18 protein-coding genes and 1 tRNA gene are annotated in these 25,377 nt (G+C 64.8%); 10 read left to right on the top strand and 9 right to left on the bottom strand.

Features of this window, described 5'->3' with window-relative positions; all coding sequences use genetic code 11:
• Window position 1 precedes the first annotated feature (1 nt).
• The 3 genes from rsgA to QYM46_RS08180 are packed head-to-tail and all read left to right on the top strand — an operon-like array spanning window position 2 to window position 3,180.
• Complete coding sequence (gene rsgA / locus QYM46_RS08190) at window positions 2-1,114, top strand: ribosome small subunit-dependent GTPase A (protein ID WP_432791532.1); 1,113 nt, start codon at window positions 2-4, stop codon at window positions 1,112-1,114.
• A gap of 9 nt (window positions 1,115-1,123) precedes the next feature.
• Window positions 1,124-1,915, top strand: a complete 792-nt coding sequence (locus QYM46_RS08185) for an inositol monophosphatase family protein (protein WP_432791531.1) — start codon at window positions 1,124-1,126, stop codon at window positions 1,913-1,915.
• Window positions 1,915-3,180, top strand: coding sequence for an aminotransferase class I/II-fold pyridoxal phosphate-dependent enzyme (locus tag QYM46_RS08180; protein ID WP_432791530.1), 1,266 nt, complete (start codon window positions 1,915-1,917; stop codon window positions 3,178-3,180). Before QYM46_RS08185 ends, QYM46_RS08180 begins: the two co-directional genes overlap by 1 nt.
• Before the next feature lie 195 nt (window positions 3,181-3,375).
• On the opposite strand, the gene QYM46_RS08175 is transcribed toward QYM46_RS08180, so the two are convergent.
• Window positions 3,376-3,924 carry a YceI family protein gene (locus QYM46_RS08175; RefSeq protein ID WP_432791529.1) on the bottom strand — a complete coding sequence of 183 codons (549 nt, stop codon included), beginning with the start codon at window positions 3,922-3,924 and terminating at the stop codon, window positions 3,376-3,378.
• A gap of 205 nt (window positions 3,925-4,129) precedes the next feature.
• On the opposite strand from QYM46_RS08175, the gene QYM46_RS08170 reads away from it, so the two are divergent.
• A tRNA-Met gene (locus tag QYM46_RS08170) sits at window positions 4,130-4,203 on the top strand.
• Between the two features lie 285 nt (window positions 4,204-4,488).
• On the opposite strand, the gene QYM46_RS08165 is transcribed toward QYM46_RS08170, so the two are convergent.
• Window positions 4,489-7,509, bottom strand: a complete 3,021-nt coding sequence (locus QYM46_RS08165; RefSeq protein ID WP_248279174.1) for a UPF0182 family membrane protein — start codon at window positions 7,507-7,509, stop codon at window positions 4,489-4,491.
• Complete coding sequence (locus QYM46_RS08160) at window positions 7,509-8,648, bottom strand: YlbL family protein (RefSeq protein ID WP_432791528.1); 1,140 nt, start codon at window positions 8,646-8,648, stop codon at window positions 7,509-7,511. Before QYM46_RS08160 ends, QYM46_RS08165 begins: the two co-directional genes overlap by 1 nt.
• 171 nt (window positions 8,649-8,819) lie before the next feature.
• On the opposite strand from QYM46_RS08160, the gene QYM46_RS08155 reads away from it, so the two are divergent.
• A complete protein-coding gene (locus QYM46_RS08155) occupies window positions 8,820-10,247 on the top strand; it encodes a zinc-dependent metalloprotease (protein ID WP_432791527.1) in 1,428 nt (475 codons plus the stop codon).
• Window positions 10,248-10,802: an NUDIX hydrolase gene (locus tag QYM46_RS08150; RefSeq protein WP_432791526.1), complete on the top strand. Its 555-nt coding sequence runs from the start codon at window positions 10,248-10,250 to the stop codon at window positions 10,800-10,802.
• Here QYM46_RS08150 and QYM46_RS08145 read toward each other — a convergent pair.
• Entirely contained in the window at window positions 10,786-11,337 is a 552-nt protein-coding gene (locus tag QYM46_RS08145; protein WP_248279173.1) for a M48 metallopeptidase family protein, read from the bottom strand. The two genes, QYM46_RS08150 and QYM46_RS08145, sit on opposite strands and share 17 nt — an antisense overlap.
• A gap of 557 nt (window positions 11,338-11,894) precedes the next feature.
• Between QYM46_RS08145 and QYM46_RS08140 the strand changes: the two genes are divergently transcribed.
• Window positions 11,895-12,797, top strand: a complete 903-nt coding sequence (locus QYM46_RS08140; RefSeq protein ID WP_432791525.1) for a hypothetical protein — start codon at window positions 11,895-11,897, stop codon at window positions 12,795-12,797.
• On the opposite strand, the gene QYM46_RS08135 is transcribed toward QYM46_RS08140, so the two are convergent.
• Complete coding sequence (locus tag QYM46_RS08135; RefSeq protein WP_432791524.1) at window positions 12,774-14,813, bottom strand: ATP-dependent DNA helicase UvrD2; 2,040 nt, start codon at window positions 14,811-14,813, stop codon at window positions 12,774-12,776. The two genes, QYM46_RS08140 and QYM46_RS08135, sit on opposite strands and share 24 nt — an antisense overlap.
• Window positions 14,810-15,787 (bottom strand): NAD(+) diphosphatase, encoded by a 978-nt coding sequence (gene nudC / locus QYM46_RS08130; protein WP_169252081.1) that lies wholly within the window; start codon window positions 15,785-15,787, stop codon window positions 14,810-14,812. Before nudC ends, QYM46_RS08135 begins: the two co-directional genes overlap by 4 nt.
• A gap of 138 nt (window positions 15,788-15,925) precedes the next feature.
• Between nudC and QYM46_RS08125 the strand changes: the two genes are divergently transcribed.
• On the top strand, window positions 15,926-17,158 hold the full coding sequence (locus QYM46_RS08125; RefSeq protein WP_432791523.1) for an aminoglycoside phosphotransferase: 1,233 nt from the start codon (window positions 15,926-15,928) through the stop codon (window positions 17,156-17,158).
• A gap of 2 nt (window positions 17,159-17,160) precedes the next feature.
• Here QYM46_RS08125 and QYM46_RS08120 read toward each other — a convergent pair whose 3' ends face one another.
• Window positions 17,161-20,340 (bottom strand): ATP-dependent helicase, encoded by a 3,180-nt coding sequence (locus tag QYM46_RS08120; protein WP_432791522.1) that lies wholly within the window; start codon window positions 20,338-20,340, stop codon window positions 17,161-17,163.
• A complete protein-coding gene (locus QYM46_RS08115) occupies window positions 20,340-23,588 on the bottom strand; it encodes a PD-(D/E)XK nuclease family protein (RefSeq protein ID WP_432791521.1) in 3,249 nt (1,082 codons plus the stop codon). The genes QYM46_RS08120 and QYM46_RS08115 overlap by 1 nt, the downstream gene beginning before the upstream one ends.
• Window positions 23,589-23,701: 113 nt before the next feature.
• Here QYM46_RS08115 and QYM46_RS08110 point away from each other — a divergent pair, with 113 nt between their 5' ends.
• Both QYM46_RS08110 and QYM46_RS08105 read left to right on the top strand, forming a co-directional pair.
• The gene (locus tag QYM46_RS08110; RefSeq protein WP_035319664.1) at window positions 23,702-24,295 is read left to right on the top strand and encodes a TetR/AcrR family transcriptional regulator; all 594 of its coding nucleotides are present in this window, start codon (window positions 23,702-23,704) and stop codon (window positions 24,293-24,295) included.
• Between the two features lie 120 nt (window positions 24,296-24,415).
• Window positions 24,416-24,637 (top strand): DUF3107 domain-containing protein, encoded by a 222-nt coding sequence (locus QYM46_RS08105; RefSeq protein WP_169252078.1) that lies wholly within the window; start codon window positions 24,416-24,418, stop codon window positions 24,635-24,637.
• A gap of 88 nt (window positions 24,638-24,725) precedes the next feature.
• On the opposite strand, the gene QYM46_RS08100 is transcribed toward QYM46_RS08105, so the two are convergent.
• Complete coding sequence (locus QYM46_RS08100) at window positions 24,726-25,358, bottom strand: ferritin-like fold-containing protein (protein ID WP_169252077.1); 633 nt, start codon at window positions 25,356-25,358, stop codon at window positions 24,726-24,728.
• Window positions 25,359-25,377: the final 19 nt, after the last annotated feature.

Here is a 25,377-nt window from a genome sequence, read left to right as displayed (position 1 = left end):
GATGGCGAAGATCTTCCGCGATGAGGACTATCGTCCCCGACCGAACCGACGCGGCTCACGCCCCCGGACGAAGAACCGTCCGGATCACAAGGATGCAGTCTCCGGTCTGGTCACTGCCGTCGATCGGGGCAGGTACCGCGTCATCCTCGCTGACGACGACGGGAACTTCCCCTCGGCTCCCCCGTCCCGGAAGAAGGGGAAGCGATCTCGGCGGGTCGCCTCGGTGACGGCCGTGCGCGCCTCCCACCTGCGCAAGCAGGCGATCGTTCCCGGCGACATCGTCCGCCTCGTCGGCGACACCTCGGGGGCCGAGGGAACGCTGGCCAGGCTGGTGGAGGTCACCGAGCGGCAGACCCTGCTGCGCCGCAGCGCCGATGACACCGACCCGACCGAGCGCGTCCTCGTGGCCAATGTCGATGTCATGGGCATCGTCACCGCCACGGTGGACCCGGATCCCTCGTTCGGTCTCATCGATCGCGCGCTCGTCGCGGCCTTCGATGCAGGGATCACTCCCCTGCTCATCGTCACGAAGACCGATCTGCACCCGGCCACGGAACTGAGGCAACGGTTCTCTGCTGCCGGAGTCGACATCGTCGAATCCTCCATCGACCCCGATGCCGCGCCGACCGATGACGCCGTCGCTCGGTCGAGCGCCGAAGATTCGGTTGGGGCCGCGGCCGATCCCCACGCCGAGGTGGCCGAACACCTCCGCGGACGCATCAGCGTCCTCGTCGGCCATTCCGGGGTGGGCAAATCCACCCTGACCAACATCCTCGTGCCCGCCGCCGACCGGGCGACGGGCCATGTCAATGATGTCACCGGACGAGGCAGGCACACCTCGTCGTCGGCCGTGTGCCTGCCGTTGGAACGCGGCGGATGGCTCATCGACACCCCCGGAGTGCGCAGCTTCGGACTGGCCCATGTCGACCGGGAGACCCTGCTCTCCGCGTTCCCGGAACTCGTCGACGCCACGGCCGAATGCCCCCGCGGCTGCACTCACCTCGCCGATTCACCCGGTTGTCGCCTCGATGACTGGGTGGCCGAGGGCAAAGCCGGCCCCGGAGGAGTCTCACGGCTGGAGTCCCTGCGCCGGCTCCTGCCCTCGACTGGATAGGCTGGAGGCATGAACGACCTCGACCTGGCGATCGAACTCGCCGACCTCGCCGATGCCATCAGCCACCCGCACTTCCGGGCACAGGACTTCGCTGTCGAAACCAAACCCGACCTGACTCCGGTCACCGAGTGCGACCGTGCGGTGGAGAAGACGATCATGGACCGCCTCACCGAAGTTCGACCCGCCGACAGCGTACTCGGTGAGGAATTCGGGGCGCACGGGCAGTCATCGCGACGGTGGATCATCGATCCCATCGACGGAACGAAGAACTTCGTGCGCGGAGTGCCCGTGTGGGCCACGCTCATCTCGCTCTACGACGGTGACCAGCCGCTGCTGGGAGTGGTCTCCGCTCCCGCCCTCGGACGCCGGTGGTGGGCGGAAGCGGGCCAGGGTGCCTATGCGACCGAGCTCGGGTCCCCGGCCGAGTGCATCAGCGTGTCTTCGGTCGACTCTCTCGCCGATGCGTCCCTGTCGTATTCGTCGCTGTCGGGCTGGAGGGAACTCGGCATCCTCGATGAGTTCCTCGGCCTCTGCGATTCGCTGTGGCGCACTCGCGGATACGGCGACTTCTACTCCTATATGCTGCTGGCCGAGGGTGCTGTCGACCTCGCCTGCGAACCCGAACTCGCGCTCTACGATATGGGCGCGCTCGTGCCCATCGTCCTCGAGGCCGGAGGCACCTTCACGAACACGGCTGGTGTGCCAGGGCCGTTCGGCGGCAATGCGCTGGCCAGCAATTCTCGCCTCCATGAGGCCGCACTCGATCGGCTCGGGCGTGTCGCCCCGGCTGAGGTGTCGTGATGCCGGACATCATGAGGGCCCCGCTGTGGCATTCGATGGCCGATTCTGCAGGTCTGACGAATCCTGACGGGTCGATCGGTGAGACCATCTACGGCCAGATGACGAAGTTCGCCGCTGAGGTCGGCGCCGTCAATCTCGGGCAGGGCGCTCCGGGCACGGACCCTCCGGAGGCGCTCATCGCCGCCACGGCCGAGGCGATGCGGGCCGGATTCAATCAGTACGCCCCCGGTCAGGGCTTCCCACAGCTGCTCGAGGCGGTGGCCGCTCAGCGCGGTCGTGATTTCGGTCAGCGGGTGGATCCGGGCGAGGTGCTCTACACTGCGGGCGCCACGGAGGGCCTGACCGCTGCGATCCTCGCGCTGTTGCCGCGCGGCGGCTCCCTCGTCGCCTTCGAACCGTTCTACGATTCCTATCCGGCGGCGATCGCTGCCGCCGGTGGAACGCTGCATACGGTGCCGATCCTGCCGGATGGCCATGGCGGGTTCGCCCCTGATTGGGATGTCTTCGATTCCGTCATCGCCGAGGTCGCGCCTGAGATCGTCCTCGTCAACACTCCGCACAACCCCACGGGGTTCATCTTCTCTGCTGCAGATCTCGCCCGGATCGGTCGAGCAGCCGCGGCGGTCGACGCATGGGTGGTCTCCGACGAGGTCTACGAACAGCTCGTCCTCACCGATCAGGGGCATGTTCCTCCCGCCGTTGCCATCGAGGATTCTGCACGGGTCGTCACGGTCTCCTCGGCGGGCAAATCCTGGAACACCACGGGATGGAAGATCGGCTGGGTCATCGCTTCCCCCGAGGTTCGTCAGGCCATCCAGACGGTCAAGCAGTTCCTGTCGTTCACGGCCGGCGGCCCGATGCAGATCGGGATGGCCGACATGCTCACCGGTGATTCGCTGTTCGTCGCCGAGAACCGTGCTTCGCTGCAGGCACGCGCCGAAGTTCTCGTGCCCGCCTGTCGCACCGTGCCGGGTGCCGACGTGTCCATTCCGTGGGCCGGGTATTTCACGGTGGTGGACTTCTCTGCGCTGACGGACCTCGATGCGTTCGAGCTCAACGATCTGCTGGCCAGGGAATACTCCTTGGTCGGGATTCCCGTGCCTGCTCTGTGCAGGCCAGGCAGCCCGGCTTATGAGGCGTATCGGTCATCGATCCGGTATTCCTTCTGCAAGTCCGTCGCAGACGTCGACAAGGGCGCCCAGCTGTTCATCGCCCTCGGCGGGCATCTGCGGGAGCACCCGGAGGCTCTGCGGCAGAGACGATGAGCATCACCCGCTTTCGTGGTCGAGGCAGAATGAGTTCCTGATACGAGGAAGGCACAGGAGTCGCCGCGCCGAAAGACGCCGGAAGGGGCGAACCGCCGACGCGGTTCGCCCCTTCTGTCTCGGGCGGCGGCGCTGCCCGCTGAGTCTTGCTCCGTGTCGGCGCACGCGCCGATCAGCAGCCCAGCTCAGGTCAGATCAGGCCTTCACGAGCTCGAGCTCGAGTTCGATCTTGATCTTGTCGGAGACGAGGAGTTCGCCGCCGCCGAGGACAGCCTCGAAGGACATGCCGAAGTCCTTGCGGTTGACGGTGGCGGTGGCCGAGAGACCGGCGACCTGGTTGCCGTTCGGGTCGGTCGCAACGCCGGCGAACTCGGTGGCGAAGGTGACTTCCTTGGTCACGCCGCGCATCGTCAGTTCACCGACGGTCTCGAACTCATCAGCGGCGCCGGCCTTGATCGCGGTCGACGTGAAGCTCAGCTTCGGGTGTTCTTCGGCCAGGAAGAAGTCGCCGCTCTTGAGGTGACCGTCGCGCTGTTCGTTGCGGGTGTTGATCGAGTCCGCAGAGGCCTCGGCGGAGACGATGCTGTCTTCGAGGGTCTCACCGACATTCACGCTGCCGGCGATCTCTTCGAAGTGGCCGCGGACCTTCGACACGCCTGCGTGGCGAGCAGTGAAGGTGAACTCCGAGTGGATGGGGTCGATGTTCCAGGTTCCGGCGGTGAGTCCCTGAGGCAGAGCAGTCATGATTTCTCCTTTTGGTTGAAATTTGAAGTACGAGAACGACTATAGTTCAACTTTCAATCATATGCAAGCCCCTCGGAATCACCCTCCGGAAGTACTGCAATGCAGCCTCAGGCCTTGCAGGTGAACGGCAAGTGACCATGTGGCGGAGGTCACCTGTCTTCGGTTTGGCCGCCAGGTGACCCCTCGTGTAGAGTTAAGAACACGCCGCGGGGTGGAGCAGTTCGGTAGCTCGCCGGGCTCATAACCCGGAGGTCGGGGGTTCAAATCCCTCCCCCGCCACGATAGCGGCAGAACCCCCAGTCAGTTCTCTGACTGGGGGTTCTTCTCATTCACCGCACGCGTGCCCAGATTCCCCGCCGACCGCTCGACTCAGCATCGACCGCTCACCTCATAACGCGGTACAGCGACGACAACTCGAGCGCTCGGCGATTCGGCAGTCGGGCCCAGCCGATTCTGCTCGTGTGAGAACGACGAACGCCCCTGGGATGTCCCAGGGGCGTTCGTCGCAGAAAGCCCGAACTCGGTCGGCACGGCCTCAAGAAGCCGAACCGGTACTTCTCAGGGTCAGTTGCCCGAGTCGCCGCCTTCGTCAGCCGGCTCCGAGGCGGGAGCGGAGGACCCCTCGCCCGCCGCGTCCTCGGCCAGTGACGGATCAGCGGCCACGGCATCCTCAAGCGCGTTCTTCAGCCGATCCTGAGCCTTTCCGTACTCCGCGAAGTCGCCGTCCTTCAGTGCGGCATCGGAATCCTCCATGGCCTTCTTCGCTTCCTGCAGAGCGTCATTGAGGGCCTTGTCCGGAGAACCGGAGTTCGAATCCGCGTCCTCGCCGCCGGAGGTGGACCCGGATTCGCCGTCTCCGCTGTCCTCGGTGCCGGCATCGCCGGCCGAGGCACCGGAGTCTCCCCCGAACACCTGGTCGAGCGCCTCGTCGAGAGTCGGAGCGAATCCGATGTCCTCGCCGAAGGCCACGAGCACGTGCTGCAGCAGCGGATATGAGGTCTCGCCGGCAGACCGGACATAGACCGGCTGGACATAGAGCAGGCCGCCGCCGATCGGCAGAGTCAGCAGGTTGCCGTTCTCGACTTCGGACTCACCCTGACGCAGCAGGTTGAGGCTGCGCTGCACATCGGGTGCGGTGTTGAAGTTGTTCTGCGCCTGGCCCGGTCCGGGGACTGTCGTGTTGCGCGGAAGCTGCAGCAGTCGCAGCTTGCCGTAGCCTTCGGCGGTCTCACCCTTCTTGTTTCCGGCATCGGCATCGGCCGAGAGGAAGCCGGTGAGGTTGTTCCGCGACTGTCCCTCGGACGAACGAGCAGGAATGTACGAGCTCGTCAGCGAGAACGACGGAGACTGCTGGCCGGGCATCTGCAGGGTCATGTAGAACGGCGGCTGCGTGAGTCCGCTGCTGGCCTTCGTCGTCGGATCCGTCGGCAGAGTCCAGAAGTCCTGACCGGAGTAGAACTCACTGGCGGAGGTGACGTGGTACTTCGTGAGCAGATCGCGCTGGACCTTGAACATGTCCTCCGGATACCGGACGTGGCTCATCAGATCACCGGACATCTCCGAGGAGGACTTGATGAGTCCGGGGAACACCTTCATCCAGGTCTTGAGAACCGGATCGTCCTTGTCCCACTGGTACATGTCGACGGAGCCGTCATAGGCGTCGACGGTGATCTTCACCGAGTTCCTGATGTAGTTGACCTCATCGTCCGGCAGAGTCGCCACTGAATTCGGAGCCGATGCCGTGGTCGAATCCTCGGTGGCCTGCTGAAGCGGCTGCGGTGTCGAATACGGGTAGTCCTCGGCAGTGGTGTAGCCATCGAGGATCCACTTGATCTTCCCGTCCACGACGGCCGGGTACGGATCGCCGTCGACCTTGAGGAAGGGAGCGAGCTTCTCCACGCGTTCACGCGGATGACGGTCGTAGAGGATCTGAGATTCGTCGTTGAGAGCGTCCGAGAGAAGGATCTGCTCGTCCTGGAACTTCAGAGCGTAGGCGAGACGGTTGAACACGTTGCCCACCGACGGTCCGCCGTCTCCGGCGAAGGTGCTGTTCACCTGACCGGAGCCGCTCTTCTCATCGGAGGGATAGTCGAGCTCGCGTGGAGTCGCACCCTTCGGCGCACCGACGATCGAGTAGTCCGGCGACGACTCGCCGAAGTACACACGCGGCTCGTATTCGGGGAAGTCGCCCTTCGGCGGGATGTCCGATTCCATGAACAGCGGTTCGCCGTCCGGGTTGCGCTGGTTGCCGTTGGCCGCGACCACTCCGAAACCGTGGGTGTAGACGATGGCCCGGTTGAACCAGCTCTGGTTGTTCACCGAACTCGGAGCCAGCTCACGCACGGAGATGACGGTATCTCGCATCTCTCCGTCGATGTCGTAGCGGTCGACATCGAGCTTCTGCGGGAACGAATAGTACGGGCGCACCTGCTGCAGCTGGCGGAAGGTGTCGGAGACGAGATTCGGGTCCAGCAGACGGATCGAGGCCGCGGTCTCGGCGTCCTTGCGCAGGTCCCCCTTCTTGCCGCTGGTGCTCGGTTCGTACGGTGTCACATCGATGTCATCGAAGTCGAATGCTTCACGAGTGGCATCGATGTTGTGCTGGATGTACTCCGACTCTTTGCTCTGCTGTGAGGGGTTGACCTGGAACTGCTGGAGCAGCGCCGGGTAGGCGATGATCGAGACGCCGCCGAGCACGATGAGAGTGAGCGTGGCGATGATCGAGATCCGCCAGTTTCCCTTCCACGCGGTGTAGACGAACAGCAGTGCCACCAGGACGGCCGCGATGGCGACGATCGCCATCGCCGGCAGGGCGGCATGGTCGTCGACGTAGGTGACGCCGGGGACGATTCCGCCGGCAGCGGTCATCCTGTCGTAGCGGGAGAGCCACAGCCGACCGGCCTGAACGATGATGAGGACGGCCACGGTGATGCCCAGCTGCCACTGAGCGGCCTTCGTCAGGATGACGCCCTTCTGCTCCCCGGGACGGATTCCGCCGAAGAGGTAGTGGGCGACGAGGGCCGCGATGAGGGCCATGAGCAGAGCCATGCCCAGCTGATTGCCGATGAGTCGCAGCCCGGGCAGGACGAAGACGAAGAACGACTTGTCGAGGCCGAACTGAGCATCCTTCGAACCGAATGACGTCGAGTTGATCCATTCGAGGACCGTGTTCCAGTTCGCCGAGGCGGTGATGCCAGCGAGGACGCCGATGACCGCGGGAATCGCGAGCGTCGCAACCCGACGCAGCGGTTCGATGGCCTCGCGATAACGGTCGAGATTCTCCTGTCGCGGAGTCGTCGGCGCATAGACGGGACGATGCCGGTAGGCCAAGTGCAGGCTGAGCCAGACCGGAACTGCCATGAGGATGAAACCGCCGAGGAACGTCAGCCCGCGGGTGAGCCACATGGTGCGGAAGACCTCCGCAGCGTCGATCTGGCGGAACCACAGCACCTCGGTGTAGACCTGGGTGAAGGCGATGAAGGCGATCAGCAGGATCGCCACAGACACGAGGGTGAGCAGCAGCGGCGAACGTCTTGGCCGATTCGCCGGCATGCGTGCGGAGGTGGGTGAGGACGAGGTGCTCACTACTGCCCTTTCTCATTGTTGTCGGCACCGTCGGCGGGACACTTCGGCAGATCCGAAGCGTTGCCGGCGGCGTACTGCTCCACGGTGGTCTGCGCCTCATCGAGCGTGTCGATGCGCGCCACCGTGATCTTGGATTGGTCTGCGGCGGCCATGACCTCCGCACAGTTGTCGGCCGGTGAGAGGAACAGCGTCGCCCCCTTCGCGGTGGCCGCGGACACCTTCTGCCTGGCACCGCCGATCGGCCCGACCGCGCCGTCGGGGGTGATCTCCCCGGTGCCGGCCACATGCTTGCCGCCGGTCATCGCACCTGGGGTGAGCTCATCGATGATGGCCAGAGCGAACATCGTTCCGGCGGAGGGCCCTCCGACTCCGTCGACATTGAATCTCACGTCGACGGGGAACTCGAAGTCCTGCTTCATCGTGATGCCGATCGCCTTGCGGTCGTCGACCGTTCCGGGAGTCAGACTGATCGTCTTCGTCTTCCCGTCGCGTTCGATGCCGAGCTCGACGGAATCAGATTCCTGTACGGTCCTGCTCATGATCTGCGCAGCTTCGGGGTCGGAGTCCAGCTTCTTTCCGTTGACCGACATGAGTCGGTCTCCCTTGCGCAGCTTGCCCTGCGCCGGAGCATCGGCGACGACCTCATCGACCGACAGATGCACGGTATACGCCTTGCCCATCTGCTCCATCGCGGCTGCGACAGCGACGTCTTGGCTCGAGGACATCTCGACCGCATTCGATTCGGTCACGTCCTCACGCGTGGTGTCCAGCGGGTAATACGCCTCCGTGGGCACCACGGTCTGGTCGTCGCTGATGAGTGCGCCGAGCGCCTGAGAGGCAAAGACGTCACGACCGGGACCGCCGCTGACGGCGACCGTGAGCATGTCGATGCGACCTGCCGTCGGATAGGTCTTGGCTCCCGAGACGCTGATCATCGGATCGCCCTGGTAGTCGCCGAGGGTGTTGAAGACCGGCCCCGGCAGCTGAAGCATATACGGAACCGGAAGGAGCACGGCCAGCGCGATGAAGACGTAGGTCAGGACGCCCGAAGTCGTGGCCAGACGTGGGTTCCGTCGTCGTCTGGTGCCGCGTGTCGGTGCCGGTGACGCCGGCACGGCCCGAGGGGCGTTCTCTGTCATGTAGTCCTTTCGCTGCACCGCCCCACCAGTCTAGTTGAAACCTCAGCATGAGTTTCACAGACTCCTTTCGCCCGGTGCGAACATCCTGCGAAACCTCCCGGAATTGGGAAGCTTCGCACATTCGGAACCGTTAACGTTGATGTCAAACCGATTCTTAGGGGCTGTAGAACAATGACCGATGACAACAACAACGAGCAGAATCCGTTCGAGCAGATCTTCGGAATGCTCTTCGGCGCCAATGGTCCCGGATCCGGTCAGGGAGACGACAAGAACAGCTCGGGCATGCCGCAGGGCTTCTCGATCGATCCGGCGATGATGTCCACGATCATGAGCCAGATGCAGGGGCTCTTCGGCCAGGGCGCCGATCCGCAGGCCCAGGCCGTCTCGATCGCCGAGAAGGCCGTGCCGACCCCCGATCCCTCGATATCCGAAGAAGCCGAGCGGGCGACGACCGATGCGTTCCGTCTGGCTGAACTCTGGCTCGCCGAGGCGACCGACTTCTCCGTCGCCAATCGTTCAGCCCGTCCCCTGCGCCGCACCGATTGGGTCAAGGAGACGATGCCCGGCTGGCAGAAGTTCGTGCTGCCCATCAAGGAGAACATGTCCTCGGCCCTGACCGATACGCTCGAGTCCCAGGTTCCGGCCGAGATGAAGGGCATCCTTGCGGGTGCTTCGTCGATGTTCGGATCGATGAGCGATTCGATGTTCGCCATGCAGATCGGTCAGGCCGTCGGAGCGCTGTCCGAAAGCGTGCTGACCGGCACCGAGGTGGGACTGCCGCTGCTCCCCCACGACACCGCTGTGGTCATCGAGAAGAACGTCGAGTCGTTCGCGTCCGAGATCGACGTCGATGCTTCCGAGGTCCGCATCTACCTTGCGGCTCAGGAGCTCGCCCACCTCGCGCTGTTCGAGCGCGCCCCGTGGCTGAGTGCCCAGGTCGAGACTGCCCTGACCCGTTATGCCCAGGGTCTGAAGGTCGACACTTCGCAGATCGAGGACATGGCGTCGAACATCGACCCGTCGAACATCTCCGACCTCAGCGACAACATCCGCCAGGGACTGTTCAACCCGCCGACGACCGATGACCAGAAGAAGGCCCTGACGTCATTGGAGAATCTCCTCGCCGTCATTGCCGGGTGGGTCGATGTCGTCGTCTATGAGGCCTGCAAGCATCTGCCCGGTCGCGACCAGATCCGCGAGGCTCTGCGCCGTCGCCGGGCGACCGCGGGGCCGGCCGAGAAGACTTTCTCAACCCTTGTGGGCCTCGAGTTCAACCCCCGTCGCCTCCGCGATGCTGCCGCGCTCTTCGCGTACCTCGAGACGCAGGGCGGCGCCGAAGCCCGCGATCGCGTGTTCTCTCATCCGGATCTGCTGCCGACCACGCAGGATCTGGACGACCCACTGGGATATTCCGAACGTCGCCATGCCGAATGGACCAACGAATCGAGCATCGATGAGGCCCTGTCCCGCATCCTTGCCGAGGGACTCGAGGGAACCGGCGGCAATGACGCACAGGCGTCCGAGGGGTCGGAGGATTCGGATTCCGATGCTTCCGAGTCGACCGACGATGATGGTTCCGACGATCCCGACGGTCGCTGAATGATCGACCTCGACACCGCCCGGCAGGAAGTCGATAGTGGGCCTCGGAATTCGTTCGCCGCGGCCTTCACGGAGCTCTTCGACCTGCAGGGCTCCGCGTCCCTGCGCCGTTCCGGCGGTGAGCACCACGTCACAGCCAGCTGCCTGGTCGTCGACCCGACTGCCGAGGCAGTCCTGCTCAACCACCACCGGAAGGCCGGGCTGTGGGGGCAGTTCGGCGGCCATCTCGAGTCCGACGATGCCTCACTCCGTGGTGCTGCGCGCAGGGAAGCGGAAGAGGAGAGCGGTCTGTACCCGCTCGATCGAGTCACGGCCGCACCGATCGATCTGCATGTGCACGACCTGTCGGCCGCATTCGGGGCCTGTACCCGACATTTCGACGTCGTCTATGCGGCCCAGGCGTCGACAGACGATTCGCCACATGTCTCGGACGAGTCCTTCGACGTTGCATGGTTCCCGTTGGGCCGCCTGCCCGAGAACCTCATGCCCGATCTGCCGAAACGACTGCCCGGCCTCTTCCGCTCCGCCGCGGCAGCGCTCATCTCCCGCGGCTGAATCGCTCCCCGTCGCTGAAGCCCTCGAGGTAGAGTTTCGCCTCCGACTGCCGCGGATGCCGATCTGCCAGCTCGTGGAATTCCTTCGAATGCGGGCCGATCTGCAGGTGGACGAGCTCATGGACCACCACGGTCTCCAACACCCAGCGCGGCACCGCCTGCAGTCGATGCGAGACGCGGATGTCACCCGTCGAGGTCGTCGTCGACGCCCATCTGCTGACATTCTGATTTCTCACCCAGCGGATCGACGCCGGCCGCAGTCGGCCGCCGAAATAGCGTCGATTCATCTCATCAGCCAGATCGACGAGGTCGGCATCCGACGAATGGTCGCGAGCGGAGAGGCGATTGAACAGGTCCGTCAGCGACCGGATGTTGTGCTCGACGCTGTAGCGCACGGGAGTGCGCAGAACGTAGGTCTCGATCTCCTTTGAGACGGCGACGGTCTTCTTCCGCCTCGGCGATCGGCGCACTTCGATCTCGCCGCGCGCGATCGCTCGCAACACCTCTTCTTCGCTCCACCGCTGTGCTCTGCTCACTGAACCATCATAGGAAACGTCACTGACACGGTGACAGCGTCGCTGGAATGGCTCTCAACACGGACGAGCTTCCGACCCTCGAGTTTGTGAGTTTCCTGAGTCTGTCGAAATCTCGGGGTCGAATCCCCCGTCCACAGGCGCCTCGGCGATCGCCTGCCCCGCAGAACAGGAGCTGATCCGACCCCGGCGCCTGGTTATCAACAGCTATGCCGGCATTCAAGGCGCCTTTCCTCCACAGACCGCGCGGCGATTCCCACAGCTTATCCACAAGCTGTTGACGTATCTGTGCATGACGATGCATTGACGCGGCGGCGTTTGCGGAATAAATTCTATGCTTGACCCCGGAAAACCCGAGGATGCGTGCGGTAGGGGAAGCCGCACGAGTCCTCGCGAGCGCCTGGGGCACTATGCGGCTGAGGGCACGTCGGGACACGTTTCCCGGCCTGTCCTCAGCCGTTTTTCCACAAGGTTATCCACAACTCGTGCCCTGCCGTGGCTATTCCGTCTCGCGTTCACTACCGTGGAAGTCTCCACGATGCCGAGGCGAAAGGGCCGAGATGTTCAGGATCTTTCCGAGTGTTCCCATCACATGGCGGTCGTCCTCATGCATCCAGTTCGGTGCCGAGGATCCTGTGCTCATCGATGGTCTGCTGCCTGGCGACGCCGGTCTCATCGAAGATCTCCGCCTCGGCATCGGCTCGGCTCAGTTCTATGCGCGCGCTCAAGAGCTCGGGGTCGACCTCAGTCGGGCAAGCTCTCTCATCACGCTGCTCGGTGAGGCGAAGGTGCTCGTCCCCGACGATGCGGACACGGGTTCGGTGCCGAAGGGATCACCGGTGTTCGCCGCTGCGCGTACCTTCGATCTGTCGCCGGATCGCGTCTCACGGGTCCTCGGATCCCGGCCGGTGCTGGTCACCGGTCCACTGCGTTCCCATGTCGACGGTCAGCTGGCCGCACTCGGATTCGCCGTCGCCACGGCCCACCGTGTCGAAGAACTCGACCTCATGACAGCTCCGCTCGTGGTCACGAGTTCGCATCTGGTTCCCGATCTCAATTCCGCTATGTGGCTCAGTGATCGCGAGGTCGATCACTGCCAGGTCGTCCTCGGCGAGCAGTCTGTGGAGATCACGGGACTCATCCGTCCCGGGTCGACGCCGTGCTCGGTCTGCTCCTGCCTGCACAGGAAGGACCGCGATGCCGGTTGGCTCGCTCAGCATCCGCGTCTGCGCGCCCTGCCCGATCGGGAGAGCCTGAGCGATCCCGCAGCCCGGATCCTCGGCGCGGCTCATGTCGTCCAGATGCTTCGTCACGCTCTGCTGCGACCCGAATCGGCACCGATCCGTCGGGTGGTCACCTTGGACATGGGAGAGGTCACAGACACCGGACTGAGCTTCCACGATCGCTGCCAGTGCCGCACACCGGTCCCCGACTTCGGGTCAGTCGCCGAGCAGGCTCAGTAGGGTGGTTCCGTAGAGTTCGAGCTTGGTGGCGCCGATGCCGGGGACTCGAGCAAGTTCGTCGAGATTTCGGGGACGGACCTCCGCGATAACAGACAGCGAGGTGTCCGTGAGCACGAGGTACGGCGGCAGTCCCTGCTCCATCCCGATGCGCACCCTCCACCGGCGCAGACGGTCCAGCAGCTCGAGGTCGATGTCAGCGGGACAGTCGGAGCACCGTCCGACGGCACGATCGATCTGCGAGACCAACGCCCTGTTGCATCCGCGACAGCGGTTGAGCGCCGCCGAGCTCGACGCCGCGCGGCCGTCTCCCAGCGACGGTCCGGTCTGACCGAGTTCGCCGAGGAACCGGGAGGACCTCCGCGGTTTCTGTTTGGAATCGAATCTGGCCAGTGACCAACTCATCCGCAGGTCTGTGCCGGCGCGAGTCAGTGCCACATAGAACAGGCGCCGTTCCTCGGCGATGGCTTTCGGTGTCTGGGCGTAGCTGATCGGCAGCAGACCCTCGCTGAGGCCGACCAGGTGCACGCTGTCCCACTCGAGGCCCTTCGCAGCGTGGAAGGACGCCAGAGTGACCCCTTCGATGTCCGGAGCGAATTGGTGCTCGGCACGGTCCGACAGGTCACTGAGGAAGACCTCCATGGGCACGGGGAGCTCCTGCCCGCGCTGGTGTTCCTCGGCGAGGTCGACGAGGGCTTTGAGCGACTCCCAGCGCTGTCTGCCGGCTCCGGCCGCGGGCGGCTCCCGAGTGAACCCGAGCGAACCGAGAACCTCCATCACGGCCTCGGGCAGACGCTGCCCACTTGAGGTCGCACGTGCGGCTTTGAGCATGAGCACGGCTTCTTTGACCTCTTTGCGTGCGAAGAAGCGTTCTCCGCCACGCAGCACATAGGGAATTCCGGCCGCGGCCAGCGCCTGCTCATAGGCGGGACTCTGACCGTTCGTACGGAAGAGGACCGCAATGTTGCGAGGACGACGTCCGGCTTCGATCTCTGCAGAAATCGATCGCACGACACCGGCGGCCTCGGCTTCGTCGGTGGGATACTCCACCATGCGCGGCTGCCGGCCCATCGGGTTGTCGGTCCGCAGCGTCAGTGCGGTCCGGGAGGTGTGCCGCAGCAGATTGTTCGCCGTGGACACGATGGCCTGGGACGAGCGGTAGTTGCGCACCAGACGAATAGTTCTGGCGTCGGGCATCGCCGTGCTCAGTGTTCCGAGCAGGCTCGCGTCGGCTCCCGCGAAAGTATAGATGGTCTGGGCGGGGTCGCCGACGACACAGAGATTGTCGCGGGGCCCCAACCATCGGGAGAGCACATCGAATTGAAGCGGCGAGACGTCCTGGAACTCATCGACGACGAAGTGCCTGTACTGGTCGCGGATCTCGGCTGCGATCGCCGGGTGCTCTGCCAGGACACCCGAGAGTACGAGGAGCACGTCGTCGAAGTCGAGCAGCCGTCCTCGGGTCTTCGCCTCTCCGTAGGCCTCGAAGATCCGCACCATGTCCTCGACGCCCAGCTGACCAGGGAGTTCGCGGGCCGCCGCCTTCGTCGCATAGTCGTCGACGCCCAACAGGGAAGAAGCTGCGTATTCGATCTCCGAGGCGACGTCTCTGGTCAGTTCCCGACTGGTCTCCATGCCGAGACTCTGCATGACCGAGCCGATGATGCCCGCCTTGTTCTCGATGACCCGCGGAAAGTCTCCTTCGGCGAACCGGTCCCAGAAGAAGCGCAGCTGGCGCAGTGCCGCGGAGTGGAACGTGCGGGCCTGAACCGCGGGGACGCCGAGGCCGCGCAGTCGTGAGCGCATCTCCCCCGCCGCCTTCGCGGTGAAGGTCAGAGCCAGGACGTGGTTGGCCGGAAACACCTCGGACGCGATTCCATAGGCGATCCGGTGAGTCATCGCGCGGGTCTTGCCTGTGCCGGCACCGGCGAGGACGATCACCGGTGAGTCGAAGTGGGTCGCGACTGCGCGCTGTTCGGAATCCAGGGCCTCGAGCAGGGCCGTGGCCGAGGCGTTCATTCGTTGTCCAACCAGCTGTACAGGAGCTGCCCGGCGATGGAGATCGTCGACGGAGCGCGCACTTGACCGTCCGCGATGGCACTGTGCAGCTCCGCTCGAGTGAACCAGCGCAGGGAGGCGATCTCCGCCTGGTCTGCGGCGAAGTCCCGGCGGGGAGCCGCTGCCGAGAACCCGAGCATGAGCGAACACGGAAACGGCCACGGCTGGGAACCCAGATACCGGGGATCGGTGACCTCGAGATGGGCCTCTTCCCAGATCTCCCTGACCACGGCGTGTTCGAGGGTCTCACCGGGTTCGACGAATCCGGCCAAGAGCGAGTACCGGTCGGATTCCCAGGCGGCGTTGTTGCCCAACAGGACGCGTTCGACGCCGTCCTCATCGGTGTTGACGATGACGACGATGACGGCTGGATCGGTGCGGGGGAAGTGTTCGCTTCCGGTCTCCAGGTCCCGGCGGACCCATCCGCCCATGACTGGGCTCGTCGGAGTGCCGGTGCGTGGAGAGAACCGGTGTGCGCGATGCCAGTTTCCGAGACCCACGATCTCGCAGGCCAGGGACACCTGCACATCGTCGAGGGTTTCGGCCAGGTGGCGCAGGGGCAGCCAGATGGGTTCGGAACTGTCGATGCCCTCTCCCGGTGCGGTCAGCTGATCGGTGGCGTCCCGGGCGCGCGAGGCCTCCAGTCGGGCGTCGATATGGCTGCGACCGTCATCGTCCAAGGACACTCCGATATACCGAGTGCCGCGTGGATCACGGCCGAGGTAGACCTCCGTCTGTCCCTCCGGCACCAGTTCCCGATCCGTCAGGAAGAGTCCTCCGCCGGCGACGAGCAGGGTCCCGCGGTGTTCGAAGACGGCTCGGGCTCCCGAGGCCCAGATATCACTGAGATCGCCGTCCTGGCCCCGAGTCAGATGGTCGCGATCGATTCCGTGACGGGCGAGGCTGATCGGCTGCACCGGAGGCAATGGCTTCATATCCTCCACGATATCCCAGCGTCCTGACTCAGCGCCCGCGAGCGCAGGTACCCGACAGGTCGGCGAATGTCGCCTCGACAGACACGCTCGACGGCGAGTCCCGTGTCTCAGCCGAACCCAGGCGGTAGATTGGGGAAGGTGGATACCAAGGCGCTCAAGTTGACTGCGATCGCGGCGACGATGCTCGACGGCTTCGTCCCGACGACATGGACACCCCTGCCGCCGCTCGACGCCGGAGTCAGAGTCCTCCTCGGCGACGACGATCAGCAGCTCGTCGCAGCGGCCCAGACACGACTCGATCGCTCCGCGGACATCGGTTCGGCCGCAGAGGCCGGACGAATCTATGAGACCTTGTATCCGCACGCAGACTTCACCTGGCCGCGCCTGCGGGCCATCACCGAGGTGGACTCCGATTACTTCGACACTGCCACGCCGACGACGGTGACATTGGCCGATCCGCTCCCGGGCGCACCCCTCGGTGATGTTCCCATCGCCGATACGGCACGGGCCAGTTCGTTCGCGCAGGCTCTGGCGACTCTGCATTCGGCCGCGCCCGAGCCCGTCTCCGATGCGGGATTCCCTGTGGAGGATCCCTCGCGGTCGCAGTTCCTCATCCTCGAACGACTCGATCAGGCGGCGAGCACCGGTCGAGTGCCGTCGTCTCTGCTCCAGCATTGGGAGGAGGAGTTCGAAAAGGTCGCACTGTGGCATTTCCTCGCCACACCCATCCACGGCTGTCTCGATGAGACGAGTGTCTACACCGATCAGGAACGGGTGCTCGCTCTTGCTGAGATCGGCCGTCTGCGCGTCGCCGACCCGGCCATCGATCTGGCCGCGGCATCGGCACTGATCGATCCTGCCGCCCTGCCGACCTTCTACGAGGAATACCGCAGCTCCCGGCCCCGCGCCGATGAGCACGTCATCTCCCGTGCCGAGCTGTTGGCCGAATTCGCGGTGCTCGACTGGCTGCTCGAAGCAGTCGACTCCGGGGATGAGACGGCCGTCGAGGACGCCGCAGCGCTCCTCACGTCATTCGATGAAGTCCTGTTCGGCAGCGCATCCGATGGACCCACCTCTGCTCACGGACCTGCCACGGACTCCGCTTCCGGGCCCGTCGACGAAGCAGACGACGCAGCAACTCGCAGTTCGGCATCAGCGACTGCGGCAGCGGGTGCCGATGCCCCTGATGTCGAAGCCGCGATCACGGAGACCGAGTCCGCCGATGTGTTCATTCCACGAGCTCAACCGACGGCCACATCGTCCGAAGATGATTCGGAGTTCGATTCCGAACCGGGCTCGCAGGTGAGGACCGAACCGACTCGGGACTCCGACGACCCGGAAATCGGCGACGACACCGGCAGCAGCCGCTGATCTCAGTCGACGTCGTTGGCTTCGAGCCATTCGACGACGTCGTCCTCATCAGGCAGATCGGTGAACCGCACAACCTCATCACTGCCGACGAAGTAGAACGTTCCCGTCACCTCGGCGATCTCCGGATGGACGCGCAGAATCGCGAACCGGTAGAGCGCGAGCTGCCATTTCATCACCTCGAGCACCGCGGCATCGGGTTTCTTCGAGGTCTTCCAGTCCACGACCTCGGCGTGGTCCCCGGTGATGAAGACAGCATCGATCTTCCCCGGTACCCGGAATCTGCCGAGGACGAGTTCGAAGGACATCTCCACATGATCGGCTCGACGAGTCGCGAACTCGGAGGCTGAGAACGTCGCTTGCAGCCGTTCGACCGTCGCGGCGTCGATCGGTCGCACCGATTCGTCCTCTACGACGTCGATGCTCGACTGACCGAAGTGCTGTTCAACCCAGGAATGGAAGGTCGTTCCGATCTCGGCTGCCCGACTCGGCGGGGTCGGTATCGGGCGCAGGGTCTGCGTCCGGAAGCCCTGCGGGTCTCGTCGCCATGCGACCAGAGCCGTGGCAGACAGGCGGTCGGGCATCGCCGCCGCGGATACGGCTTCGGGGCGGTCACCGATGCGCAGGGCCTGAGCAGCGTAGCGTCCGATCACGCCTGGAACCTCGGCCAAGGACTCCAAGCTGACTTCGGGGCTTGCTTCCACCCAGTCCGCGGCTCGCTGTGCGGCGGCGACCTGCCTCGTGCGCGGTACCGGCCAGGGAGTAGTCTCGATCCGGTCCTCTGCCGATTCGTCTGCAGGTTCCGGAGTCTCCACCTCCTGCCCTGAGGCTTCGATCGCTTCCGTGAGGAAGGGCGACGGGGCATCGGGCACGGTTCGCGAACCCATCAGCTCCGCCCCGAGCCACAGATGCCTCTTCGCACGGGTGAACGCCACATAGGCCAGTCGCCGCTCCTCCCCCACGTGCGCGTCGGCGATCCGAGGCCGAATGAAGTCTCCGATCCACTCGTCCAGCTCCTTCTTCGTCTCGAATTCGGCTTCCCGCAGATCGAAATCGACAAGGTGGGCGCGATCGCCGCGCAGCGGGTACGGCAGCGCAGTGCGGTCCATCCACCCCTCTTTGTCCCGCGGTTCGGTCGGAAAGTCCTTGACCACCAGGGAGGGAACGGCCACGGCGTCGAACTCCAGCCCCTTCGAGGCGTGGACGGTCATGATGTTGATCGCGTCGGCTGCCGTCGTCGGTTCGGCGACGCTCAGCGCATCATGGGATTCCATGAGGCTGAGCCAGGACAGGAAGCCCGAGATCGAGGGCTTGTCATCGGTGGCCGAGTACTGACTGGCAGCGGAGAGGAATGCGTCGACGGAGGCTCGGTGCAGATTGCGCAGCGAGTCGCTGAGTCCCCAGATGTCAGAGTCGATTCCGGTCTCGGACATCGCGGTGCGGATGATCGAGCTGACCGTGCCCGTGCCGGATCGGGTGGCGCGCAGCGCGCGAGCCAGACGGACCAGACGATGCAGCCCCTCGGTGCTCAGACCGGACCGCTGATAGTCGGTGACGAGACCCTTGTCCGCCCCCGTCCGAGCCCCCTGATCGAGGGCTCGCTGCACGTCGATGAGTTCATCGACGCCTTCGACGATCGTCGCCTGGTCGATGGCTTCGGCGACGACCTCCTCGGTGTCCGGCTCGGCTCGCTCCGACGCTCGTCTCTCGGTCTGGCGACGAGTGAAGGTCTGCAGACCCGCGATGTCACCCGCACCGAGGCCGAGCATTCGGCCGCTGATGAGCCTCATGATCTCGTCGCCGGCCATCGGATCGACCGCGGCCGTGAGCACCGCACGCAGATCGGCGACGAAAGGGTCGGTGAGCAGCCCGGAGGACCCGTGCACATGAACCGCGAATCCGGCCGCTTCCAGCGCCGCCGCCACTGGTGCGAAGTGGGCGCGTTTGCGACACAGCACGGCTTTCGACGATCCGGCGGGGACGGTGCCGAACCATTCCGTCAGGGCGCGCAGCCCGGTGGTGAGGAATTCGGGATCGTGGGCACCCGAGCTGATCTCGACGCTGACTTCGCCGTCGCCGGCACCGTCGCGGGCCGACAGCGGAGTCTCATCGCTGTCGTCGAGGCCGGCGGCGATGCGGTTGGCCACCTGGAGGATCGAGCGGTCGTTGCGCCAGCTTGTGTTCAGCGACAGAGACTCGACATCGCGGAAGTCCGCGGAGAACCGGACCATGTTGTCGGCACTGGCGCCTCGCCAACCGTAGATGGCTTGGCGGGGATCGCCGACCGCGGTGACGGCGGTGGAGGCGAAGAGGTCGCGCAGGAGCGTCAGCTGAGCCACCGACGTGTCTTGGAATTCGTCGAGGAGGACGATCTTCCACCGGGCTCTCTCGGCCTCCGCTGCCGCCGGCACCTCGTCGATGATGCGCTGAGCGAAACGCACCTGGTCCGAGAAGTCCATGGCCAGATTGCGTCGCTTCGCACGCATATAGGCGTCGGCCAGTCGAGCCGTTCGGATCTTCGCTTCGAGTTTCGCCCGTCGTCCGTTGGGATCGATGGGCTTTCCTTTGCTCGACACCAGAGCGGCCAGGCACTGTTCGAGATAGTCGGTGACCTCATCGACGTCTCTTCCGTGATCATTCATCTGCCCGGCCAGCGCGATGATGTCGGCGATCATCGTCTCGCGGGAGAAGTCTCCGGGGATCTCCTCCGGTGGAGTCGCATCGATGAGATTCCCGGCGATGGTGTGTGCCGCAGCGTCGTCGAGAAGGACCGTCTCGGGTTCGATGCCGATGCTCACACCGTGTTCGCTGACGATCGATGCGGCATAGGAGTTGTACGTCGACACGGTGGGGTTGTCGAGGCCGGGCAGGGACAGGTCCTGTCCGTGTCCGAGATTGTGCCGCAGACGGGAGAGGAGCACGCGAATGCGCCCGCCGAGTTCTCCGACGGCTTTGCGGGTGAAGGTCAGGCCGAGGATCTCTTCGGCAGAGACGAACTCGTTGGCGACCAGCCACACCACGCGCTGCGAGATGACGGTGGTCTTTCCTGAGCCCGCCCCGGCGGTGACCTTCATCGACTGTGCGGGGTCGGCTTCGATGATCACCTTCTGCTCCGGACTGGGTGGGAAGGCCTGGGCAGGATCGGCTGCCGTGAGTTCGGCGAGCTGCTCGGCGGTGAAGCGCATCAGTTCTCCTCCAACATCTTCGGACCGATCGCGGGGCACGACGAGCGGACGGGACAGGACTGACATTTCTGCGGCTCCACCCGGGCGGGGAAGCTCGCGGCACGCATCCTGCCGGACACGTCGTCGATGAGTTCACGTGCCCAGTCAGGATTCTCATCGACGTCGAGCGCCGACTGCTCCCGGACTGTGCGGGCGGACTTGCGCAGGAACACGAGTTCGGCCCCGAAGGCGTGTGCATCGATCTCCTGGTCCTCACCGATGCGGATGGTGCCGGAGTTGATCGCTTCCTGGTACACACCCAGCTGAGCGTGCCGGTCCATCTCCTTGCCCGGGACGACGTTCCGTCCTGTCTTGAAGTCGACGATGCGCAGCCCGCCCTCGACTTCCTCGACCCGGTCGAGTCGACCGGTGACCTTCCATTCGCGACCGTCGGCGTCGACGCCTGCTGCATAGACCTGTGCTTCGACGCCGACCAGACGACCGGGGGTCGTCTTGATGTAGTCGCCGAGGCGGTCGGCCATGCTCATCGCCACATCGAATTCCCGCTCACGCTCCCACTCGGCATCGAAGTCCAGAGACGCGAACTCCCCTTCCACGAAGCTGCGGATCGCGGAGGTCGGTCCTTCCGGATAGTTCTCGGCTGCGGCGTGGATGATGGTTCCCAGGCTCTGCGCTGTCGACATCGGGCGGTCCCCGCCGTTGCGGGTGAGGAACCAGCGCAGGGAGCAGTCGGTGAATGCTTCGACCTGGGACGGTGAGACGCGGACCGTATCGGAGTCGGTGAACAGCGGCTCGTTCGTGGTGATGTCCTCTGCCTCGCGCCACTGCGACGGTGGCTCGACCACTCCACCGGCATTCGACAGCGCCCGCATCAGGGCGGCCCAAGACTGTGTCTCGGAGTCCGGAGTCTCAGAGTCTCTCTGGTCTTCGGCAGTGCCGAGGGGCGAATCCGCCGATGCCGAACCCGAGGACTCGCCATCGGCTGCTGCGGCCGAATGCAGCAGTTGGGCGCGGGCATGGGCGGCCATCTCCGGCAGCGTCAGCGGCGGAAGCTCATCCTCGTGGGTGATCGCATAGCCGTCACCCGCATCGGTGCCCTCGGCCGAGCCTGCGGCGAGCACGTCGAAGAACGGGGACGGTTCGGTCTCCGCATCGGTGACTGCGGTGACGATCGCTCGCTGCTGGGCCCGGCTGAGCGCGGTGTAGAACAGCTCACCCTCTTCGCGCAGGTTCGTCCTTTTCGCATGTGCGTGGTAGCCGGGATCGCCGGTGACCGTCTCACCCGAGTCGAGCACCGCCGTGAGATCGGTGAGACCGAGGATTCCGCCGCGCAGCTTCGGATTCGGCCAGACGCCGTCGTTGACCTCGGCGATGATCACCAGAGGCACACGCACATGGGCCAGCGACGACGGAGTTCCCACCAGGACGTGATCGGCGAACCCGGCGGTATCGGCCAGGGAGTCCTGGGCGATGTCCTGTTCGGCGACGATGCCGGCGAAGGAGCGCGCAGTGAATCCACCGCGGTCAGCGATCTTCTCGGCCAAGGCGAACAGTCGCAGCACCGAGTCGAGATAGCCGTCGACTGCCGATTCCGGGTCGCGCAGCGTTTCGGTCTGCCATCTTTCCGCGACGCCGGCTGCATCCCAGATGGTCCACAGCGCCTGGTGGGGGTCGCTCGTGCCGACCTCCGCCGCGGCGTGGAGCATTCGTGAGATCGTGGCGAGTCCCTGAGGGGACGATTCATCGATGGGGCTGCGCAGTGCCTGCGCCAGCGAAGCCGTGCTGCTGGGCGCAGGGAACCGCCTGCGGACGGCTCGACGGAAGCGGCGGATCTGCACGGGATCGAGGCGGACGTAGATGCTGCCGGCCAGCGTCAGCGCGAGTTCCGCGATCGACTCGTCATCATCGAAATCCGGAGTGGCCGACAGCAGGTCCAACAGCGGTGCGGTCGCCGGGTCGACGTTGAGCGGCTGCATCAGGGTGGCGATCGAGACCCCTGCGGCTCGCAGCTCGTTGGCGATCACACGTGCGCTCGAGGAATTGCGGCAGATCAAAGCGACATCAGACCACGCGTGGCCCTGTTCGACGAAGTTCGTGATCCGCCGGGCCAGATACCGATGTCCGGAGGCGCTGCCTTCGAACACGTGCGTCTCCACGGGCGCCTCGGCCGCAGTCGCAGGTGAGGTCTCGTCCTCCTCCGGACGCGGGCGCGGCATGTGACCGGTCGACCAGCGAGTGGTGATCCTGGCCCCGAAGCCGTCGATGACCTTCGCCAACGCAGTCTCGACATCCCACTGACGGTCGAGGACGACCGTCTCGAACGCCGCATCGTCCGAGGCTCGGTCGATGATCGACGCGTCCGCACCATGGAATCGCCCGGTCACCGTCTCGGGAGAGCCGAACAGAGCGATCGCACTCCCCCTCGCCCGCAGCTGTTCGAGGATTCCCCAACTGGCGGCGGGGAAGTCCTGAACACCGTCGGCCAGGACCACGGTGGGCACCCGATCGGGAGCAAAGGTCCACGATCGGCCCGCGGTCACCTCGGCGGGTTCACGGAAGATCTCGAAGGCGGCCAGCGCCAGCACGGTCGCGGAGTCGATGCCCCCGTAGCCGGGCATGGACATGATGCCCAGGTATTCATCGAGGATCTCGGCCACGGCCTGCCACCGCGGATCGGGGTTGTCTGCCAGGGCACGGTCGAGGGCTCCGCGACCGAAGTCGAAGACATGCTCGGAAGTCTCGGACGACGCCTCCGGCATACGTATTCCGAAGTCGAATTCCATCACGCGGTTGAGCGCGTCGCGGACCTCGGTGCGGAAGGCAGAGGTCGACCGCACCTCGGCCGTGATCTCCGACGGCCACGCCGGGCCGCGGGAGCGACCGAGTTCGTGACCGGCGAGGAGGTCGGCGAGGAACACATCCTGATCGGCCCCTGAGATGAATTCGAGGTCGTCCCCGGTCCGCGTCGTATGTGCGGCACGGGCGATCCCGTACGCGAATGAGGCCAGGCTGCGGGCCGGAGCCGAGGACAGGACAGCATCGGCGGGCAGCGGGAGACGATTGCGCAGCACATCTGCGTGGTCACGATCGGGAGTGAGCACGAGGACGGATGCCGGCTCGACCGTCGCCACCAGCTGTGCATAGACCGACTCCAGCAGAGTCGTCTTCCCGGTTCCCGGTCGCCCGATGATATTCAGGCAGCCACCGGAGAGCAGAGTGCTGCCCATTCGCTGCGTCATCTCATCCATACTCGTATTCCATCACGGCCGACTGACATGAGAATTCCGAGACCGGAACCGGCGCGTCGTCGAAGTCAGCGCGGATGCCCGGAGCACGGCCCGACTTCGCGTAGCATTGAAGAATGTCGAGTCCACAACAGAGATTGCCCCGTGACCAGCGCCGCGACCAATTGGTGGGTGTCGCACGCTCCGTTTTCGCCACCCGTGGATATCGGACGACTTCGATGGACATGATCGCCGAGGCTGCCGGTGTGTCCAAGCCCGTGCTCTATCAGCACTTCGATTCCAAGCAGGACCTCTACCTGGCTCTCATCGATTCCTCGGCGGCGCACCTCGACTCCCGTCTGGCCGAGGCTCTGGGGTCGACCACCGATCCGCATGAGCAGATCCACGCGACCTACCGTGCCTATTTCGACTTCGTGGTCTCACACCGCGAGGAGTTCGTCATCATCTTCAATTCGGATGTCTACGAGCCGAAGGCCGAGCAGAAGCTGCGCGCGCTGCGTGAGAGTTCGGCGACACGCGTCGTCTCGGCGCTGAAGAACTTCGCCCGCCTCAGCGACGATGAGGCGCAGCTGCTGTGTCGGGCTCTCATCGGCACCGCTGAGGTCGTCGTCAAACAGATCGACTCACAGCGCGGTATCGACGTCGACACGGCCGTCGAACTGCTCACCCAGATGAGTTGGGGCGGTCTGCGGTCGTTCGCCGAACGCTGAGTTCCCACCCGCCCCTCAGCCCTCAGCGGAATCCGCAGGGAAGAAACCCCTGCCTGCGGACGTTAAGCTGAACACAGTCCAATCCGTCATCGGTCACCGAGCATCGGCACAAGGAGCACCATGGAAATCAAGATCGGCGTCAAGCAGACCCAGCGTGAGATCATCGTCGAAACGGATGAGGATGCGAAGGCACTCGTCGCCCGCATCGAAGAGAAGATCCAGTCCGAGGGACTGCTGACCTTCACCGACACGAAGGGCCGTCAGGTCTTCGTTCCCTCCGCTTCGCTCGGCTACCTCGAGATCGGTGCCGAGACGTCGCGTCGCGTGGGCTTCAGCGCCTGAGTTGCACGCCTGAACAGCAGCAGGGCCCCGGTCATCCTGACCGGGGCCCTGCTGCGTCCGCCGTGGAAGCCGGTGTCGGAATGTGGAGTCAGGCGACGAGGCCGAGCGCCGACATCCGCTTCGAATGGTTCGACGTCACCGCCGGGATCAGTTCGACGACGAGATCTTCGTCGAGCCCGAGGAACGGGTCGGTGAGCAGACTGCGGGCCCGGCCCAGGGTCTCAGCGACGAGCTTGCGCCCCCACAGCGCCAATCGTGAGGCCAACTGTGTGTCGACGGCCACTTCGGTGGTCAGACGATTGCGCGCATATTCGCTGGCACGTGTATCATCGAGAATTGCAATAGCCAGGCTGTATCCGGGCTCCGCGAGTTCGTCCACCGCCGTGCGGTAGAAATCATTCATGATTCCGTCGAAGACGAAACCCTTCATGAGGCTTTCGTACCAGTCGCGAGGACGAGTCCTTTCAGCCAGAGTGCTGAAGGTCGGTTCGAAATGCTGACAGAGCTCGATCACATCCTGGCCCATCTGATCGATGTGCTGTGAGAGCTGTTCGAAGTTCGCGAATGACTGAGAGGCCAGCCGCGCCAGGATGACCTTGTCATCCAGATCCGCTGCGGTCGTCGCGTTTGTGGCCATACGTTCGAAACCGGTCAGCTCGCCGAACGCGACAAGCGCGAGCGTTGCAGCATCATTACCGGCCAATGGGACAGAATCGGGCATGGTTCAAGACTACCGGTTC

Source organism: Brevibacterium sp. K11IcPPYGO002 (genome assembly GCF_050920635.1).
Taxonomy (GTDB): Bacteria; Actinomycetota; Actinomycetes; order Actinomycetales; family Brevibacteriaceae; genus Brevibacterium.
This window is presented reverse-complemented; position numbering and strand designations above follow the sequence as displayed.